Annotated in this window: 20 protein-coding genes, 1 rRNA gene and 1 pseudogene (1 of these 22 running past the window's edge); 3 read left to right on the plus strand and 19 right to left on the minus strand. The window is 45.3% G+C overall.

Annotated elements, in window-relative coordinates:
* A 16S ribosomal RNA gene (locus tag AUL54_RS09820) occupies positions 1–810 on the minus strand; it reaches 740 nt to the left of the window's first position.
* A gap of 406 nt (positions 811–1,216) precedes the next feature.
* Between AUL54_RS09820 and pdaB the strand changes: the two genes are divergently transcribed.
* The gene (gene pdaB / locus AUL54_RS09825) at positions 1,217–1,981 is read left to right on the plus strand and encodes a polysaccharide deacetylase family sporulation protein PdaB (protein WP_045926996.1); all 765 of its coding nucleotides are present in this window, start codon (positions 1,217–1,219) and stop codon (positions 1,979–1,981) included.
* 1 nt (position 1,982) lies between these two features.
* On the opposite strand, the gene kbaA is transcribed toward pdaB, so the two are convergent.
* Positions 1,983–2,579, minus strand: a complete 597-nt coding sequence (kbaA, locus tag AUL54_RS09830) for a KinB-signaling pathway activation protein (protein WP_007410420.1) — start codon at positions 2,577–2,579, stop codon at positions 1,983–1,985.
* Positions 2,580–2,686: 107 nt separating this feature from the next.
* Between kbaA and gerD the strand changes: the two genes are divergently transcribed.
* Positions 2,687–3,241 carry a spore germination lipoprotein GerD gene (gene gerD, locus AUL54_RS09835; protein ID WP_016935887.1) on the plus strand — a complete coding sequence of 185 codons (555 nt, stop codon included), beginning with the start codon at positions 2,687–2,689 and terminating at the stop codon, positions 3,239–3,241.
* A gap of 35 nt (positions 3,242–3,276) precedes the next feature.
* On the opposite strand, the gene AUL54_RS09840 is transcribed toward gerD, so the two are convergent.
* The 3 genes from AUL54_RS09840 to AUL54_RS09850 all read right to left on the minus strand — a co-directional run bounded on the left by AUL54_RS09840 (position 3,277) and on the right by AUL54_RS09850 (position 5,626).
* Positions 3,277–4,329: an Mrp/NBP35 family ATP-binding protein gene (locus AUL54_RS09840; RefSeq protein ID WP_060963737.1), complete on the minus strand. Its 1,053-nt coding sequence runs from the start codon at positions 4,327–4,329 to the stop codon at positions 3,277–3,279.
* 79 nt (positions 4,330–4,408) lie between these two features.
* Positions 4,409–5,122 (minus strand): N-acetylmuramoyl-L-alanine amidase CwlD, encoded by a 714-nt coding sequence (gene cwlD / locus AUL54_RS09845; RefSeq protein ID WP_016935889.1) that lies wholly within the window; start codon positions 5,120–5,122, stop codon positions 4,409–4,411.
* 60 nt (positions 5,123–5,182) lie between these two features.
* Positions 5,183–5,626 carry a DUF2521 family protein gene (locus AUL54_RS09850; RefSeq protein ID WP_060965082.1) on the minus strand — a complete coding sequence of 148 codons (444 nt, stop codon included), beginning with the start codon at positions 5,624–5,626 and terminating at the stop codon, positions 5,183–5,185.
* Between the two features lie 131 nt (positions 5,627–5,757).
* Between AUL54_RS09850 and AUL54_RS09855 the strand changes: the two genes are divergently transcribed.
* A complete protein-coding gene (locus tag AUL54_RS09855; RefSeq protein ID WP_060963738.1) occupies positions 5,758–6,204 on the plus strand; it encodes a DinB family protein in 447 nt (148 codons plus the stop codon).
* A 39-nt stretch (positions 6,205–6,243) separates the two neighbouring features.
* On the opposite strand, the gene AUL54_RS09860 is transcribed toward AUL54_RS09855, so the two are convergent.
* From AUL54_RS09860 to AUL54_RS21720, 14 genes and pseudogenes are all read right to left on the minus strand, one after another.
* A complete protein-coding gene (locus AUL54_RS09860) occupies positions 6,244–7,011 on the minus strand; it encodes a class I SAM-dependent methyltransferase (RefSeq protein ID WP_060963739.1) in 768 nt (255 codons plus the stop codon).
* A gap of 138 nt (positions 7,012–7,149) precedes the next feature.
* The gene (gene rpsI / locus AUL54_RS09865; RefSeq protein WP_003225846.1) at positions 7,150–7,542 is read right to left on the minus strand and encodes a 30S ribosomal protein S9; all 393 of its coding nucleotides are present in this window, start codon (positions 7,540–7,542) and stop codon (positions 7,150–7,152) included.
* A 20-nt stretch (positions 7,543–7,562) separates the two neighbouring features.
* A complete protein-coding gene (gene rplM / locus AUL54_RS09870; RefSeq protein ID WP_003156556.1) occupies positions 7,563–8,000 on the minus strand; it encodes a 50S ribosomal protein L13 in 438 nt (145 codons plus the stop codon).
* A 159-nt stretch (positions 8,001–8,159) separates the two neighbouring features.
* A complete protein-coding gene (gene truA, locus AUL54_RS09875) occupies positions 8,160–8,903 on the minus strand; it encodes a tRNA pseudouridine(38-40) synthase TruA (RefSeq protein ID WP_060963740.1) in 744 nt (247 codons plus the stop codon).
* A 12-nt stretch (positions 8,904–8,915) separates the two neighbouring features.
* Positions 8,916–9,713: an energy-coupling factor transporter transmembrane component T family protein gene (locus tag AUL54_RS09880; protein WP_060963741.1), complete on the minus strand. Its 798-nt coding sequence runs from the start codon at positions 9,711–9,713 to the stop codon at positions 8,916–8,918.
* On the minus strand, positions 9,710–10,579 hold the full coding sequence (locus AUL54_RS09885; RefSeq protein WP_060963742.1) for an energy-coupling factor ABC transporter ATP-binding protein: 870 nt from the start codon (positions 10,577–10,579) through the stop codon (positions 9,710–9,712). Before AUL54_RS09885 ends, AUL54_RS09880 begins: the two co-directional genes overlap by 4 nt.
* On the minus strand, positions 10,555–11,400 hold the full coding sequence (locus AUL54_RS09890) for an energy-coupling factor ABC transporter ATP-binding protein (RefSeq protein WP_016935896.1): 846 nt from the start codon (positions 11,398–11,400) through the stop codon (positions 10,555–10,557). The genes AUL54_RS09885 and AUL54_RS09890 overlap by 25 nt, the downstream gene beginning before the upstream one ends.
* Positions 11,401–11,531: 131 nt before the next feature.
* Positions 11,532–11,894, minus strand: coding sequence for a 50S ribosomal protein L17 (gene rplQ / locus AUL54_RS09895; RefSeq protein ID WP_003156550.1), 363 nt, complete (start codon positions 11,892–11,894; stop codon positions 11,532–11,534).
* A gap of 77 nt (positions 11,895–11,971) precedes the next feature.
* Positions 11,972–12,916 (minus strand): DNA-directed RNA polymerase subunit alpha, encoded by a 945-nt coding sequence (locus AUL54_RS09900; protein WP_003156549.1) that lies wholly within the window; start codon positions 12,914–12,916, stop codon positions 11,972–11,974.
* A gap of 176 nt (positions 12,917–13,092) precedes the next feature.
* Entirely contained in the window at positions 13,093–13,488 is a 396-nt protein-coding gene (gene rpsK, locus AUL54_RS09905; protein ID WP_003156547.1) for a 30S ribosomal protein S11, read from the minus strand.
* A 24-nt stretch (positions 13,489–13,512) separates the two neighbouring features.
* On the minus strand, positions 13,513–13,878 hold the full coding sequence (rpsM, locus tag AUL54_RS09910) for a 30S ribosomal protein S13 (protein ID WP_003156545.1): 366 nt from the start codon (positions 13,876–13,878) through the stop codon (positions 13,513–13,515).
* A 22-nt stretch (positions 13,879–13,900) separates the two neighbouring features.
* Entirely contained in the window at positions 13,901–14,014 is a 114-nt protein-coding gene (rpmJ, locus tag AUL54_RS09915; RefSeq protein WP_003156543.1) for a 50S ribosomal protein L36, read from the minus strand.
* A 33-nt stretch (positions 14,015–14,047) separates the two neighbouring features.
* Positions 14,048–14,266 carry a translation initiation factor IF-1 gene (gene infA, locus AUL54_RS09920; protein ID WP_003156508.1) on the minus strand — a complete coding sequence of 73 codons (219 nt, stop codon included), beginning with the start codon at positions 14,264–14,266 and terminating at the stop codon, positions 14,048–14,050.
* Positions 14,244–14,526, minus strand: a pseudogene (locus tag AUL54_RS21720) (KOW domain-containing RNA-binding protein). The gene infA and the pseudogene AUL54_RS21720 overlap by 23 nt, the downstream one beginning before the upstream one ends.
* Positions 14,527–14,542: the final 16 nt, after the last annotated feature.

Here is a 14,542-nt window from a genome sequence, read left to right on the forward strand (position 1 = left end):
CTACCAGGGTATCTAATCCTGTTCGCTCCCCACGCTTTCGCTCCTCAGCGTCAGTTACAGACCAGAGAGTCGCCTTCGCCACTGGTGTTCCTCCACATCTCTACGCATTTCACCGCTACACGTGGAATTCCACTCTCCTCTTCTGCACTCAAGTTCCCCAGTTTCCAATGACCCTCCCCGGTTGAGCCGGGGGCTTTCACATCAGACTTAAGAAACCGCCTGCGAGCCCTTTACGCCCAATAATTCCGGACAACGCTTGCCACCTACGTATTACCGCGGCTGCTGGCACGTAGTTAGCCGTGGCTTTCTGGTTAGGTACCGTCAAGGTGCCGCCCTATTTGAACGGCACTTGTTCTTCCCTAACAACAGAGCTTTACGATCCGAAAACCTTCATCACTCACGCGGCGTTGCTCCGTCAGACTTTCGTCCATTGCGGAAGATTCCCTACTGCTGCCTCCCGTAGGAGTCTGGGCCGTGTCTCAGTCCCAGTGTGGCCGATCACCCTCTCAGGTCGGCTACGCATCGTCGCCTTGGTGAGCCGTTACCTCACCAACTAGCTAATGCGCCGCGGGTCCATCTGTAAGTGGTAGCCGAAGCCACCTTTTATGTTTGAACCATGCGGTTCAAACAAGCATCCGGTATTAGCCCCGGTTTCCCGGAGTTATCCCAGTCTTACAGGCAGGTTACCCACGTGTTACTCACCCGTCCGCCGCTAACATCAGGGAGCAAGCTCCCATCTGTCCGCTCGACTTGCATGTATTAGGCACGCCGCCAGCGTTCGTCCTGAGCCAGGATCAAACTCTCCGATAAATGGATCACAGACTAAGTTCACTGCATCCTGCAGTAACGTCTGTGTGATCTGCATCGTGCAGACCTTAGTTTGACTGACTACGCACATCGCTGTGCGATTTATTTAAAACTTTGAATTAACAGGTACGTTTTGTCTTGTTTAGTTTTCAAAGATCATCACCGCTTGTTGAAGCAGCTTTATTATCTTACCACTCAGCTTCTTTTATGTCAACAACTTTTTTCAAGTCGTTTTCGAAGCTTTTTGTTGTTGTCTGCTGTTCATCAGCGACGTTTAATAATATACCATGCACCCGCTAAATATAGCAAGTGTTTTTTTCATCTTTTTTTAAAACTATAATTCGTTATATTCATCTCCGCTGCGGCATACGATGTAATCAAGCATGGACAAGATAAGGAGGCGTCATCAGTGAACCACTTCTACGTGTGGCACATCAAAAGGATAAAACAGCTGCTTATTATTATTATTGCCGCATTTGCAGCAGCCAGCTTTTTTTATATACAGAGAGCTGTCCCCCTTCCTGTATTTTTAACCGATAACGGTCCAAAAGCGATTTCTAAAGGGGAGACGAAATCAGACGAAGTGGCATTAACATTCGATATCAGCTGGGGCGATGAAAAGGCGGTTCCGATTCTGAACGCGCTGAAGGCAAACGGCATTAAAAACGCCACTTTTTTTCTGTCAGCTTCTTGGGCGGAACGGCACCCGGACACAGTCGAACGTATGATTAAAGACGGGCATCAAATCGGAAGCATGGGCTATGCGTATAAGAACTATACCAGTCTAGAGGATCAAGACATCAAGAAGGATATCCTCAGAGCCCAGACAGCATTTAAGAAAATGGGTGTGAAGAATGTTCATTTACTCCGCCCGCCGACCGGACAATTTAATAAAAAGGTTCTTACCATTGCACAGCAGTACCACTATTCAGTGGTTCATTACAGCATTAACTCACAGGATTGGAGAAATCCCGGCCCTGATAAAATCATTGAAAATGTAAACAGTCATATAAAAGGCGGCGACATTGTTCTGCTGCACGCCTCTGATTCAGCAACGCAAACGGAAGAAGCGCTCCCCGCCATCATTCACAATTTAAAACAAAAGGGTCTTAAAAACGTGACTGTCGGTGATCTGATCGCAAATACTGACGTCAAGTCATCAGAAGTGAAATAGGCTACCTCTGGGCAAACTTCGGCAGCATTAACAGCTGAAATGCGTTGCAGCCCATCAGCGGAATCAGCATCAAATAAAGCCAGTCCTCATTATTCACCCTTAACGCAGGAACCCATTCAAGCGCTGTAATAACAACCATTAAAAATAACGATGAAACGAACGTATTTTTTGAGGACTGCTTTTGTTTTATATATGCCGTCAACAGGCCGACAGCAAGAAGGGCAAGCGGAAGCCAGACAAACCCTGCAATCGAGTCATCCCGCTCACCAAAAAACAAAAATCTCACATACATTAAATCAAAAGCAACAAACAGAATGATAAACAGCTGAAGCAGATTCCAAAGCGAGCTTGATCTGAGGATTTCAAGGGCAAAACGGTGCACTGTCAAAAATACAAAAAATCCCATTTGACTGATCACACTGAAGATCATGCCTACTCCGATAAACCAGATTAGAACGGAGAAAATCTGACCGGCCTCAAAATTCAGAAAGAACCCCTTATACTCCCCCCACTTCAGTGCAAATCCCACGACGCTTGTAATAAGAGCGCCCACAGCTAAAATCGAAAAGAAAAATCGAACAAGCCCGCGGCTTTTCATCTCTTATTCATCCCCCTGACAATCGCGTTCAGCGATATTTTGTTATGTATAAATCCATTCCGGTGAATCATATTAAAAGTAAGAACAAGTAAGGAAGGAGCTTACGCATGTCAAAAGCCAAAACGCTATTGATAAGCTGTTTTGTTGTATTATCTGTAACAGCTTGCGCTCCAAAAGACCAAGCAGCGGATATGGATTATGACCAGACTAAAAAAATGGTTGTCGATATATTAAAAACAGATGATGGAAAAAAAGCAATTAAGGAAATATTAAATGACGATGCGATGAATGAGGCATTGGTGATTGATCAGAATGCCATTAAAGGCACAATAGAGAAAACCCTCACCTCTAAAAAAGGGGCGGAGTTCTGGAAAACCATCTTCGAAGACTCAAAGTTCGCCGAGAGCTTTGCAAAGACACTTCAGCCCGAGCACGAAAAAATCATAAAAAAACTGATGAAAGACCCTGATTATCAGAAAAGTTTTATGCAGATCATGCAGGACCCCGGCATGGATAAAAAATACTACGAGCTGGTGAAAAGCCAAAAATTCCGCAGTTACTTAGAAGATGTGATTACAGAGACACTTTCCAGCCCGCTTTTCAAAAAGCAATTTGAGGATGAACTGAAAAAAGCGGCTTCAAGCTCTGAAAAAGAAAGCTAATAAAAGGCCGGGCCGTATTGATCCCGGCCCCTTTTTTATTCAGCTGTTTTTTCAATAACTTTTTGGGCGATCCCCATATAAATTTCTCCGATCGGATGGCTTCTGTCATAAACAGAAGGCGCAAACTGGTCTTTGTCCCAATCAGGCTGTTTTAAAGGAATTCTGCCAAGCAGCGGCACCTGCAATTCCTCTGCAAGCTTATCCCCTCCGCCTTGGCCGAACACATATTCTTTCTCGCCGGTTTTTGCACTTTCATAGTAAGCCATATTTTCAATGACCCCTACAACTTCATGATCTGTCTTAATCGCCATAGAACCCGCTCTCGCCGCTACAAATGCAGCCGTAGGATGCGGCGTTGATACGATAATCTCTTTGCAGCTCGGAAGCATCGTGTGTACATCGAGCGCAACATCCCCCGTGCCCGGCGGCAGATCGAGAACGATGTAGTCAACCTCTCCCCAGTCAACCTCATGGAAGAAGTTGTTCAGCATCTTACCGAGCATAGGCCCTCTCCAAACAACCGGAGCGTTTTCTTCGACGAAAAAGCCCATAGACATGACCTTTACTCCAAATCTTTCGACAGGAAGCAGTTTTTCTCCTTCTACTGTCGGACGAACTGTAATACCCATCATGTCAGGCACGCTGAATCCGTATATATCCGCATCGATCAGGCCGACTTTTTTGCCGAGCCGAGCAAGAGAAATGGCCAGATTGACGGAAACCGTTGATTTGCCGACCCCGCCTTTTCCGCTTGCCACTGCCAGAAAGACCGGCGGATGTTTCCTATTCAGCAAGGTTTCGCTTTCGGACGCCGGCTGGCTGAATTTCGCCAATGTCTCTTCCGGCAGCTCTTCAAACCGAAGACCGACAGTTTCCGCTCCTGCTTCTTTCAGAATAGATACCATTTCCTGCTGAATGCTCATTTGCTCAGCCGTCCCCGTTTTTGCCAATGCAATTTTCACACTGACATGCCGTTTTTCCGGCTTGATCTTTACTTCCTTAACGGCATCCAATTCTCCCAGCGGTCTATGAAGAAAAGGTTCGCGCATTTTTCCGATTATATTTCTAACTTCATCTTCTCTTATCATCGAACCCTCACCCTTTGTGTATTCGTTTTCAAGTGGTATTATACCATATATTAATTATAGAATCGGCGAAAAACCCTCCTTACTCTGGAGGGTCTCCTTTCTCTGTGAAGTATCTCAATACGCCCTTATACACGGAAGAAGCGATGATATCCTGATATTTAGGCTGGCCGAGCCTTTTCGCTTCAGCCGGATTGGATAAAAATCCGATCTCCACCAGCGCGCCCGGTTTGGTTACATTCTGCATTAAGTATATGCCGTGTATCCGTTTCGCCTTTCTCGTCGTATTCTCCAGGTTAATTCTCAGTTCATCTTGTATATACTTTGCCACTTTTTCATTCTCTTCGTATTTTCCATAGTAAAAACTTTGGGCGCCGCTCCATCTCGGTGACGGTATGGCGTTCAGATGAATGCTGATATAAAGCTCCGCCTCTGAACGGTTGATGAGTTCCACACGCTTTCTAAGGTCTTCCGCTTTGCGTCTGCTGTAGCCTTTCGTCCCTTCAGGCGCCAAGTCGGTATCCGTCTCCCGCGTCATGATGACCAAAGCCCCTTGCTCCTGTAAATAGTCTCTCACCCTGGAGGCCACCTCAAGAGTAATATCTTTTTCAAGATGACTGCCTCCTGTGGCGCCGCCGTCCGGTCCGCCGTGTCCCGGATCGAGATAGATGATTTTCCCGCTCAGCGGCAGGCTCCACGGCCGCCAGGAATCATCATTATGAAATTGAAACCGGAATAAACACAATAATATGATAAAGCCAAGTAAAAAACCGAGCCATTTCAGTTTTTTTCTCATACTTTTCCCTCCCGCTTGTCCCCGTTATTAATAAGTATGGGACAAGGGAAGAAATTATGATTACCTCATGCGGAGCTTACATTGTTTTTCTCTTTGCAGGAATCCTTCCGTCCACCAGCTGTTGATAAACCGGCAGGACGCTTCATAGATTACTTTTTGTTCTACGGAAGAATATTGCTCATGTGTCCAATTGCAAAGATATTCAAAAAAATCGACCGTCAGTTCTTCCTCTTCTTCAGCCGAACGCGCGTTTGCCCTCTGCAGGGACTCGCCATAATAGCCAAAGACGCCGAACCGGCCGCCTAATAAATACGCTTCGATTGCAAAATCTATGCACCCTTCACTGAGAATGCCGTTTTCGTCCTGAAAAAAGGGAAATAAGGGGGTGAGACACGCTTTTACGGATTGAATAATTTGCGTCAGTGACAGTTCCTTGAGTAAGTTTTTCTCAAGCTCATAATCCTTCTGCCGTTTCACGTCTGAAAAAGATAAAACCTCTGCCATTGCCATTTCACTCTCCTTTTTACTGTTATTTTGAAAGGAATAAGGAAAAAGCATGCTTTGTTGATAGTGGAAATCCCCCCAAATGAAGGGGTTTCATGTTAACTGGGAGAATAAAGAGCAGAGGTGACGTTATGAGAAAGCTGTTTCAATACAATTGGACGGTGCGTAATGAGTGGCTTGCGATATGTGAAAAGCTGAGCCGAGAGGAACTGACGAAATCCCGAACGGGCGGAATGGAGAGCATCTTGCGGACTTTATTTCATATCATTGATGTCGAGATCAGCTGGGCTCGCGCCATTTTAGGTAAAGCTGATGTTTTGCATGCTGAGTCTGATTATGCCAGCATACAGGATCTCAGGAAGCTCTCTGAACAGTATCGGGAGGATGTCATTCAAGCGGTCTCCGGCAAAGGAACGGATCTTGTTAAGCCGGGCTGGATGGACCAAACCTTTCATAAAGATGATATTCTCCGCCACATCCTTGCGCATGAGATTCACCATATGGGACAACTGTCGGTTTGGGCCAGAGAAATTGGAATAGAACCGGTTTCAGCTAATGTGATCAGCCGCCAGCAGTAAAAAGCCGCAAAAAAACAGCACCGTGACGGGATGCTGTTTTTATATTTTGATGCTTCTTGTTACGGAGTATGTATTAATGTATTCATCCAGAACGAGGCCGCCCTTGTCCTCATAAAAGCCCGCAACCATGAAGCCTGCGTCAATCTGGCCTTTAATTTGATCCTCTAACGTATGGCCGAATTCAAATGCTTCATGATTCTCAATAAGTTCCTGTACTTTTTTCTTGCTCAGATCTTTTTCATCCGAAAACGGAATGGAATACTTTACTTTTAGGACGCCCTCCTGCTCTAAATCCATATCAAATAAGAACACGACGGGATTTACAAAACCGGAGACTAACGATCCGCCCTTTTTTAATACGCGATAGGCTTCTTTCCATACCGGAAGAACTGAATCAACAAAGCAATTCGATACCGGATGCACGATAAAATCAAATGACTCATCATCAAAACAGCTCAGATCATTCATGCTGCCTTTGACAGTCCGAAGTGTAAGGTGATCCCGTTCGGCAACCATTCTGTCTTGCGCAAGCTGCTTTTCCGAATTGTCAAAGACGGTGACATCAGCTCCTGCAGCAGCCAGCACCGGGCCTTGCTGTCCTCCTCCTGAAGCGAGACAAAGAACCTTCAACCCGTCTATGGATGGGAACCAATCCTCCGGCACGTCTTTCCCAGGGGTCATTCTGATGCTCCAATTGCCTTTTTTCGCTTCACCAATCGTATGGGAATCAACCGCAACCGTCCATTCATTGCCCGTTTCGACTTTTTTATCCCATGCCTTGCTGTTATGTATGGCTAACTTATTCATTATAACTGCGCTCCTTATTGGTAATGAATAGAGTATAACAAAACAATTCTAGAAAAACATTGGATAACCTCTTCGATATGAGAAAAAAATACAAAAAAACCACAACCAAGAAGTTGTGGTTTTTGCAATCCAAAACGATTAACGTTTTGAGAACTGAGGTGCACGACGAGCGCCTTTAAGACCGTATTTTTTACGTTCTTTCATACGAGCGTCACGAGTCAGAAGACCAGCACGTTTAAGTGTTGCACGGTATTCTGGATCTGCTTCAAGCAAAGCACGAGCGATACCATGACGGATTGCTCCAGCTTGACCAGATAAGCCGCCTCCATGTACGTTTACTAAAACATCATAAGTACCAGCTGTTTCAGTTAAAGTTAATGGTTGTTTGATATCTTCGATTAGAGCTGGAGATGGAATGTGCTCGCTGATTTCACGATTATTAACGACGATACGACCTTCTCCTGGAACTAAGCGCACACGCGCTACAGAACTTTTACGACGGCCAGTACCGTAATATTGAACCTGTGCCAAATTGGTAACCTCCTTTTTAATTAACCGCGAAGTTCGTAAACTTCAGGTTTTTGTGCTTCATGTGGATGCTCAGAACCACGGTATACGTTCAATTTTTTGAACATTTGACGACCTAGAGAACCTTTTGGAAGCATGCCTTTGATAGCAAGCTCAAGCATTTTCTCAGGGTAGTTTGTACGCATTTCAAGAGCAGTTCTTGATTTCAGACCGCCTGGGTGCATTGTGTGACGGTAGTAGATTTTATCAGTTAACTTTTTACCAGTTAACTCGATTTTTTCAGCGTTGATGATGATCACATGATCTCCAGTATCAACGTGCGGTGTGTAAGTCGGTTTGTGTTTCCCGCGAAGGATAGATGCAACTTCTGTAGAAAGACGTCCTAAAGTCTTGCCAGCTGCATCAACAACTAACCACTTGCGTTCAATAGTACTTGCGTTAGCCATAGGTGTTGTACGCATTTAATTCCCTCCTAAATGATCTGTCATTTTTTCATAAACTTCTGTTACGTTCTATTTCACAACACAATAAGTTCCGGGGCTTATCGTGGGGTTGAAATACATACCATATGATATCTTATAACTTTATGCAGACTCTGTCAAGAAAATGTTACACCTGGTTTAGTTGTCATAGCAAACGCGCCATAAATACAGCCCGTGCCCCGGTGCGGTGCGCCCCGCGGCTTCGCGATCCTTCACTTCCAGCATTGCTTTTACATCATCAGGAGAAAATTTTCCAGTTCCTGTGTCCAATAACGTTCCGGCAATGATTCTGACCATATTATACAGAAATCCGTTTCCGGTGATCCGCATTTGCAGACCGTCTCCGGTCTCAGTCCAATCCAGTTCGTAAACTGTTCTGACTTTATCCTGAACCGCGGTATCAGCCGCGCAAAAACTTGTGAAATCATGTGTCCCGATGAGGTGCCTTGAAGCTTCCCTCATTTTCTGCACATTAAGCTGATATGCAAAATGGTAAGCGTAATGTCGTTTAAATACGTCCGGGTGTTTCTCCGTATATACAAAGTAGCGATATTCCTTTTGGACTGCGCTAAATCGTGCATGGAACCCATCATCCGCAATCTCTGCTGTTTTGACGGCAATATCATCAGGCAGCAGGGCATTGAGCGCAAACGGCCATTTTTCAGCCGGAATGGACAGCGGCGTATCAAAATGAATGACCTGCCCGGCAGCATGAACATCGCTGTCAGTGCGGCCCGATGAGATGACAGGCACCCTGCCGTCCGTTTTGTGGATGACGGCGAGCGCCTTTTCCAATTCACTTTGAACGGTCCGTTTTCCAGGCTGAACCTGATATCCGTTAAACAAATGCCCGTCATAAGCAATGGTACATTTCATTCTCATTCAGCAGCACCTCTAACTTCTTAAGAAAAACAATAATACGGCTAATACGATGATGAGCAGAATGGCTCCGGTATCCTTTCCGGTCCAGACAAGCTTTCTGTATTTCGTTCTCCCCTCACCGCCCTGGTAGCCTCTCGCCTCCATGGCGACCGCGAGCTCTTCCGCGCGTTTAAAGGCGCTGACAAACAGCGGAACAAGCAGCGGAACAACAGCTTTGATTCTGTCTTTCACCGGACCGCTTGTAAAATCCGCCCCCCTCGCCATTTGCGCCTTCATGATTTTATCCGTCTCTTCCATCAGCGTCGGGATAAAGCGCAGCGAAATCGACATCATTAACGCGAGTTCGTGTACGGGCAGCTTCACCTTTTTAAATGGATTCAAGAGCCGCTCCATTCCATCCGTTATTTCAATCGGCGTTGTCGTCAGCGTCAGCAGCGTCGTCATAAAGATGAGATAGACGAAACGGAGAGAGATAAAAATCCCCTGTACAAGTCCGCCCTCATATACTTTAAACCAGCCAAGCTGAAAAATGACAGACCCTTCATGCGTCATGAAGATGTGCAGTAAAAACGTAAACGCCACAATCCAGATAATCGGCTTAAGCCCCTTCAGTAAAAAGCTGAAAGGCACTCGCGTTAAGGCGATCACCCCAAATGTAAATAAACCGAGCAAAGCGTACGTCTGCACGTTGTTTGCCAAAAAGACGATACATACAAAAAGAAAGATGCTGACAAGTTTTGTTCGCGGGTCCAACCGGTGAATAAGCGATGAACCGGGAACATACTTTCCGATAATCATGCTGTCCATCATTGGTCCTTTTCCTCCTGAAAGAAAGCCTTAATTTCGCTGGCGGCATCCTGCAGGGTCAGCATGGGTTTCTCATACTTGACGCCGAGAGCCGTTTCAAGCCGTCTCTGAAACTTCACCGATTCAGGAAGATCCAGACCCATTTCGGCCATCTCTTCACCTTTTGCAAACAAGTCGCGCGGACTTCCCGTCGCTTTAATGGTTCCTTTGTGCATGACGATCATCTCGTCGGCATAGCGGGCAGCATCCTCCATACTGTGGGTGACGAGAATGGTAGTTAAGTTCCCACGCTTATGAAGCGCATAGAACATGTCCATAATGTCCTGGCGCCCTCTGGGATCAAGGCCGGCCGTCGGTTCATCCAAAACCAGCACTTCCGGCTCCATCGCGAGAACGCCCGCAATCGCCACTCTGCGCATCTGACCGCCGCTGAGCTCAAACGGCGAACGATCCAAAATGTCTTCCGGGAGGCCCACAAGCTCCAGCATCTCTTTCGCCTTTCGTTCAGCGTCTTCTTTTTTCACACCGAAATTCATCGGTCCGAATGAGATGTCCTTCAGCACAGTCTCCTCAAACAGCTGATGTTCGGGAAATTGGAAAACGATTCCGACTTTTTTCCGCAAAGTCTTAAGTTTTTTATTCTTTTTACCGGCTGCCAAAATCGTGCTGCCGAGTTCCAGCTGCCCTTTAGTAGGTCTCAGCAAACCGTTTAAATGCTGTAAGAGCGTCGATTTGCCCGACCCTGTATGTCCGATGACGGCCACATAGCTGCCCTCTTTTATCACGATATTGATATCATACAGAGCAAGCCGTTCAAACGGTGTTTTCATTTGATAGCGATGTTCTACATCTTTGATTTTAATGTCCACAGCTCATTCACCAGCCCTTCCTGAGTCAGATGGTTTTTCGTTAACGCCAGTCCGCTTTCTTTCAAAAGCAGGCTGAGCTGGAATGAGAAAGGCAAATCAAGACCGATGCGAACCAAGTCTTCATTTAATTTAAAAATCTCTTCAGGCGGGCCTTCTGCATACTTCCTGCCGCCGTTCATTACAATGATTCTGTCCGCCCTTGCGGCTTCTTCCAGGTCATGTGTAATCGAAATGACGGTGGCCGTGCCCTGATCTTTTAAGCGTCTGACAGTATCAAGGACTTCTTCTCTCCCGATCGGGTCAAGCATGGATGTCGCTTCATCCAAAATCATAATATCAGGACGCGCAGCAATAATCCCTGCGATCGCCACTCTTTGTTTTTGACCTCCGGAGAGATGGTGCGGCTCTTGATCAAGAAAATCCTGCATATTGACTTGTTTGACAGCCCAATCTACTCTCTCGATCATTTCTTCGCGCGGAACACCATTGTTTTCTAAACCAAAAGCCACATCATCGCGAACCGTTGTTCCGACAAATTGGTTATCGGGATTCTGAAAGACCATCCCTATTTTTTTTCGCACATCCCACACGGTATCTTCAGTCAGTTTGATGCCGCCGACTTCAATATCTCCGGCCTCAGGCAAAATCAGTCCGTTCAGCGCTCTGGCCAAAGTCGACTTCCCTGAACCGTTGTGGCCTACGATAGCAAGCCATTCTCCTTCGTATACCTCCAGACTCACACCGTCCAGCGCCGGTCTTTCTGCATCTTTGCGGTATCGAAATAAGATGTCTTTTACGGATATAAGCTGTTTTTGATCCACGGGTGCCTGGCCTCCTCTCAGCTATAGCTCTGCTTTTCTGTCTCATAATAAAAAGTTCTGGTATCTAAAAAAAGGGCATAGATCCAGTTAGAAACTGTCCCGCCCTTCTTTAGATACACAAAAATATGTGATTAAACCAATTCGATGATTGCCATTGGTGCACCGTCACCACGGCGAGGACCAAGCTTCATAATACGTGTGTATCCGCCTTGGCGCTCCTCGTAACGAGTTGCAATGTCAGAGAATAATTTTTGAAGTGCATCTTGGTTATTTTCTTCATTTGCAACCTCGTTGCGAATGTATGCAGCAGCTTGACGACGAGCATGCAAGTCACCGCGCTTACCAAGAGTGATCATCTTTTCAACAACAGAGCGAAGTTCTTTCGCACGTGTTTCAGTTGTTTCAATTCTTTCGTTGATGATCAAATCTGTTGTAAGATCACGAAGCATAGCTTTACGCTGTGAACTCGTACGTCCTAGTTTTCTGTATGACATGTGATGTCCCCTCCTTTAATGGAATGCTGTTTCTAAATAAAAAACACACGAAAATCCTAGTTCACATGGAAACTAGATCAATCGTCTTTGCGAAGGCCGAGTCCAAGTTCTTCTAGTTTCGCTTTCACTTCTTCAAGTGATTTGCGTCCCAGGTTGCGAACTTTCATCATATCTTCTTCCGTCTTGTTCGCAAGTTCTTGAACCGTGTTAATGCCCGCACGCTTCAAGCAGTTGTAAGAACGGACAGAAAGATCAAGTTCCTCAATCGTCATTTCAAGAACTTTTTCCTTTTGATCCTCTTCTTTCTCAACCATGATTTCAGCATGCTGAGCTTCGTCAGTTAAACCAACGAATATATTAAGGTGTTCAGTTAAAATCTTAGAACCGAGAGCAATTGCTTCCTTCGGTCCAGTGCTTCCGTCAGTCCAAACATCAAGTGTAAGTTTGTCATAGTTTGCAACCTGGCCTACACGAGTGTTTTCTACCTGATAAGATAAACGAGAAACTGGTGTAAAGATTGAATCGATCGGAATCACGCCGATTGGCTGATCGTCTCTTTTGTTCGAATCAGCAGGTGTATACCCACGTCCTCTTTGTGCAGTAAGGCGAACTCGGAAACTCGCATTCTCACCAAGAGTCGCGATATGAAGATCCGGATTAAGGATTTCAACATCGCTGTCGTGTGTAATATCAGCTGCTGTGACAGTTCCTTCACCCTGTACATCAATTTCGAGCGTCTTCTCTTCATCAGAGTAGATTTTCAATGCAAGCTTTTTAATGTGCAAGATTATCGTTGTAACATCTTCCACAACGCCTTCGATTGTCGAGAATTCGTGCAGTACACCATCTATCTGGATCGATGTTACAGCGGCACCAGGGAGTGAGGATAAGAGGATACGACGTAAGGAGTTACCCAGAGTTGTACCATATCCACGCTCAAGCGGCTCTACGACAAACTTACCAAATTTGGCATCGTCGCTGATTTCAACCGTTTCGATTTTTGGTTTTTCAATCTCGATCATTACTTAAAACCCTCCTTCAAAACGTCGAAACCTCGAATAGAATCATATGAGATTCCATCCGAAATTCCCCATTGTTTAGTCCCGTATGTGCTCAGGCAACGAGTCGGTGCATTCGTTTCATAAATAACTGTATCATAACCCATTATTGACAGGGACACAAAATCTATACAAACAAATTACACGCGGCGACGTTTTGGTGGACGGCATCCATTATGAGGAACAGGAGTTACGTCTCTGATAGCTGTAACTTCAAGTCCGGCAGCTTGTAAAGCACGGATTGCAGCTTCACGGCCAGAACCTGGTCCTTTAACAGTTACTTCAAGAGTTTTAAGTCCGTGTTCGATTGAACCTTTAGCAGCTGTTTCAGCAGCCATTTGCGCAGCAAAAGGAGTAGATTTACGAGAACCTCTGAATCCTAGAGCTCCGGCACTTGACCAAGAAATAGCATTACCATGAGTATCAGTGATCGTAACGATCGTGTTATTGAAAGTTGAACGAATATGAGCGATTCCTGACTCAATATTCTTTTTCACGCGACGTTTACGCGTGTTTTGTTTACGAGCAGCAGCCATTGTTTAGGTACCTCCCTTACTTACTTATTTTTTCTTGTTAGCTACAGTACGACGCGGACCTTTACGAGTACGCGCATTGTTTTTAGAGTTTTGTCCGCGAACAGGCAAACCTCTGCGATGGCGGATTCCGCGGTAGCTTCCGATTTCGATCAGACGCTTGATGTTAAGAGAAACTTCACGGCGAAGGTCACCTTCTACTTTCAGTTTGTCAATAACATCACGGATTTTACCAAGTTCTTCTTCAGTAAGATCACGCACACGAGTATCTTCAGAAACACCAGCCTCTTTCAAGACTTGCTGAGCCGTTGTGCGGCCAATTCCGAAGACATATGTTAAAGAAATAACAACACGTTTGTCACGTGGGATATCTACACCAGCAATACGAGCCATTCTCTGGGCACCTCCTTATTAATTATCCTTGTTTTTGCTTATGCTTTGGATTTTCACAGATCACCATTACTTTTCCTTTTCTGCGAATAACTTTACATTTCTCGCAGATTGGTTTAACTGATGGTCTCACTTTCATGTGTTTCCAACCTCCTTCAGTTTCCGGAGTGCTTTATTTGTAACGGTACGTAATCCTGCCACGAGTTAAGTCATATGGAGATAATTCTACCGTAACTTTGTCTCCAGGTAAAATGCGAATGAAGTGCATGCGGATTTTACCAGATACGTGAGCCAAAACCGTATGGCCATTTTCGAGTTCAACTTTGAACATCGCGTTTGGCAGAGTTTCGACTATCGTACCTTCCACTTCAATTACATCGTCTTTCGCCATTCAAGTGTTCTCCCTTCTTCAAATCAGTAACTTGCTCTCTGACAAATTTCAAAAGAGAAAATCTCAGTTATCCGTTTGTCACACGCCCTGTTTCGTTTATACTGTTCTGAACTTCCGGAGATACGCAATCATAAAGGGTGAATGATTGATATTCTTTTTCTAAGGAGAATGAAATGTACGCTTTTCTCCGTCTGCTTTAGTACATGATGATGAATCGTCATTCCGATAACAGCAGCTAGCCGGTTTTTCCTCCGACCAATTGTAAACCTAAAATCT

It is taken from the genome of Bacillus sp. SDLI1, assembly GCF_001553895.1.
Classification (GTDB): domain Bacteria; phylum Bacillota; class Bacilli; order Bacillales; family Bacillaceae; genus Bacillus; species Bacillus siamensis.

Excerpts from the sequence above, each read along its gene's own strand:
- kbaA (WP_007410420.1), bottom strand. The coding sequence starts at position 2,579 with ATGAAAAGCCGCGGGCTTGTTCGATTTTTCTTTTCGATTTTAGCTGTG.
- gerD (WP_016935887.1), top strand. The coding sequence starts at position 2,687 with ATGTCAAAAGCCAAAACGCTATTGATAAGCTGTTTTGTTGTATTATCT.
- AUL54_RS09840 (WP_060963737.1), bottom strand. The coding sequence starts at position 4,329 with ATGATAAGAGAAGATGAAGTTAGAAATATAATCGGAAAAATGCGCGAA.
- cwlD (WP_016935889.1), bottom strand. The coding sequence starts at position 5,122 with ATGAGAAAAAAACTGAAATGGCTCGGTTTTTTACTTGGCTTTATCATA.
- AUL54_RS09850 (WP_060965082.1), bottom strand. The coding sequence starts at position 5,626 with ATGGCAGAGGTTTTATCTTTTTCAGACGTGAAACGGCAGAAGGATTAT.
- AUL54_RS09855 (WP_060963738.1), top strand. The coding sequence starts at position 5,758 with ATGAGAAAGCTGTTTCAATACAATTGGACGGTGCGTAATGAGTGGCTT.
- AUL54_RS09860 (WP_060963739.1), bottom strand. The coding sequence starts at position 7,011 with ATGAATAAGTTAGCCATACATAACAGCAAGGCATGGGATAAAAAAGTC.
- rplM (WP_003156556.1), bottom strand. The coding sequence starts at position 8,000 with ATGCGTACAACACCTATGGCTAACGCAAGTACTATTGAACGCAAGTGG.
- truA (WP_060963740.1), bottom strand. The coding sequence starts at position 8,903 with ATGAGAATGAAATGTACCATTGCTTATGACGGGCATTTGTTTAACGGA.
- AUL54_RS09880 (WP_060963741.1), bottom strand. The coding sequence starts at position 9,713 with ATGATGGACAGCATGATTATCGGAAAGTATGTTCCCGGTTCATCGCTT.
- rplQ (WP_003156550.1), bottom strand. The coding sequence starts at position 11,894 with ATGTCATACAGAAAACTAGGACGTACGAGTTCACAGCGTAAAGCTATG.
- AUL54_RS09900 (WP_003156549.1), bottom strand. The coding sequence starts at position 12,916 with ATGATCGAGATTGAAAAACCAAAAATCGAAACGGTTGAAATCAGCGAC.
- rpsK (WP_003156547.1), bottom strand. The coding sequence starts at position 13,488 with ATGGCTGCTGCTCGTAAACAAAACACGCGTAAACGTCGCGTGAAAAAG.
- rpsM (WP_003156545.1), bottom strand. The coding sequence starts at position 13,878 with ATGGCTCGTATTGCTGGTGTAGATATCCCACGTGACAAACGTGTTGTT.
- rpmJ (WP_003156543.1), bottom strand. The coding sequence starts at position 14,014 with ATGAAAGTGAGACCATCAGTTAAACCAATCTGCGAGAAATGTAAAGTT.
- infA (WP_003156508.1), bottom strand. The coding sequence starts at position 14,266 with ATGGCGAAAGACGATGTAATTGAAGTGGAAGGTACGATAGTCGAAACT.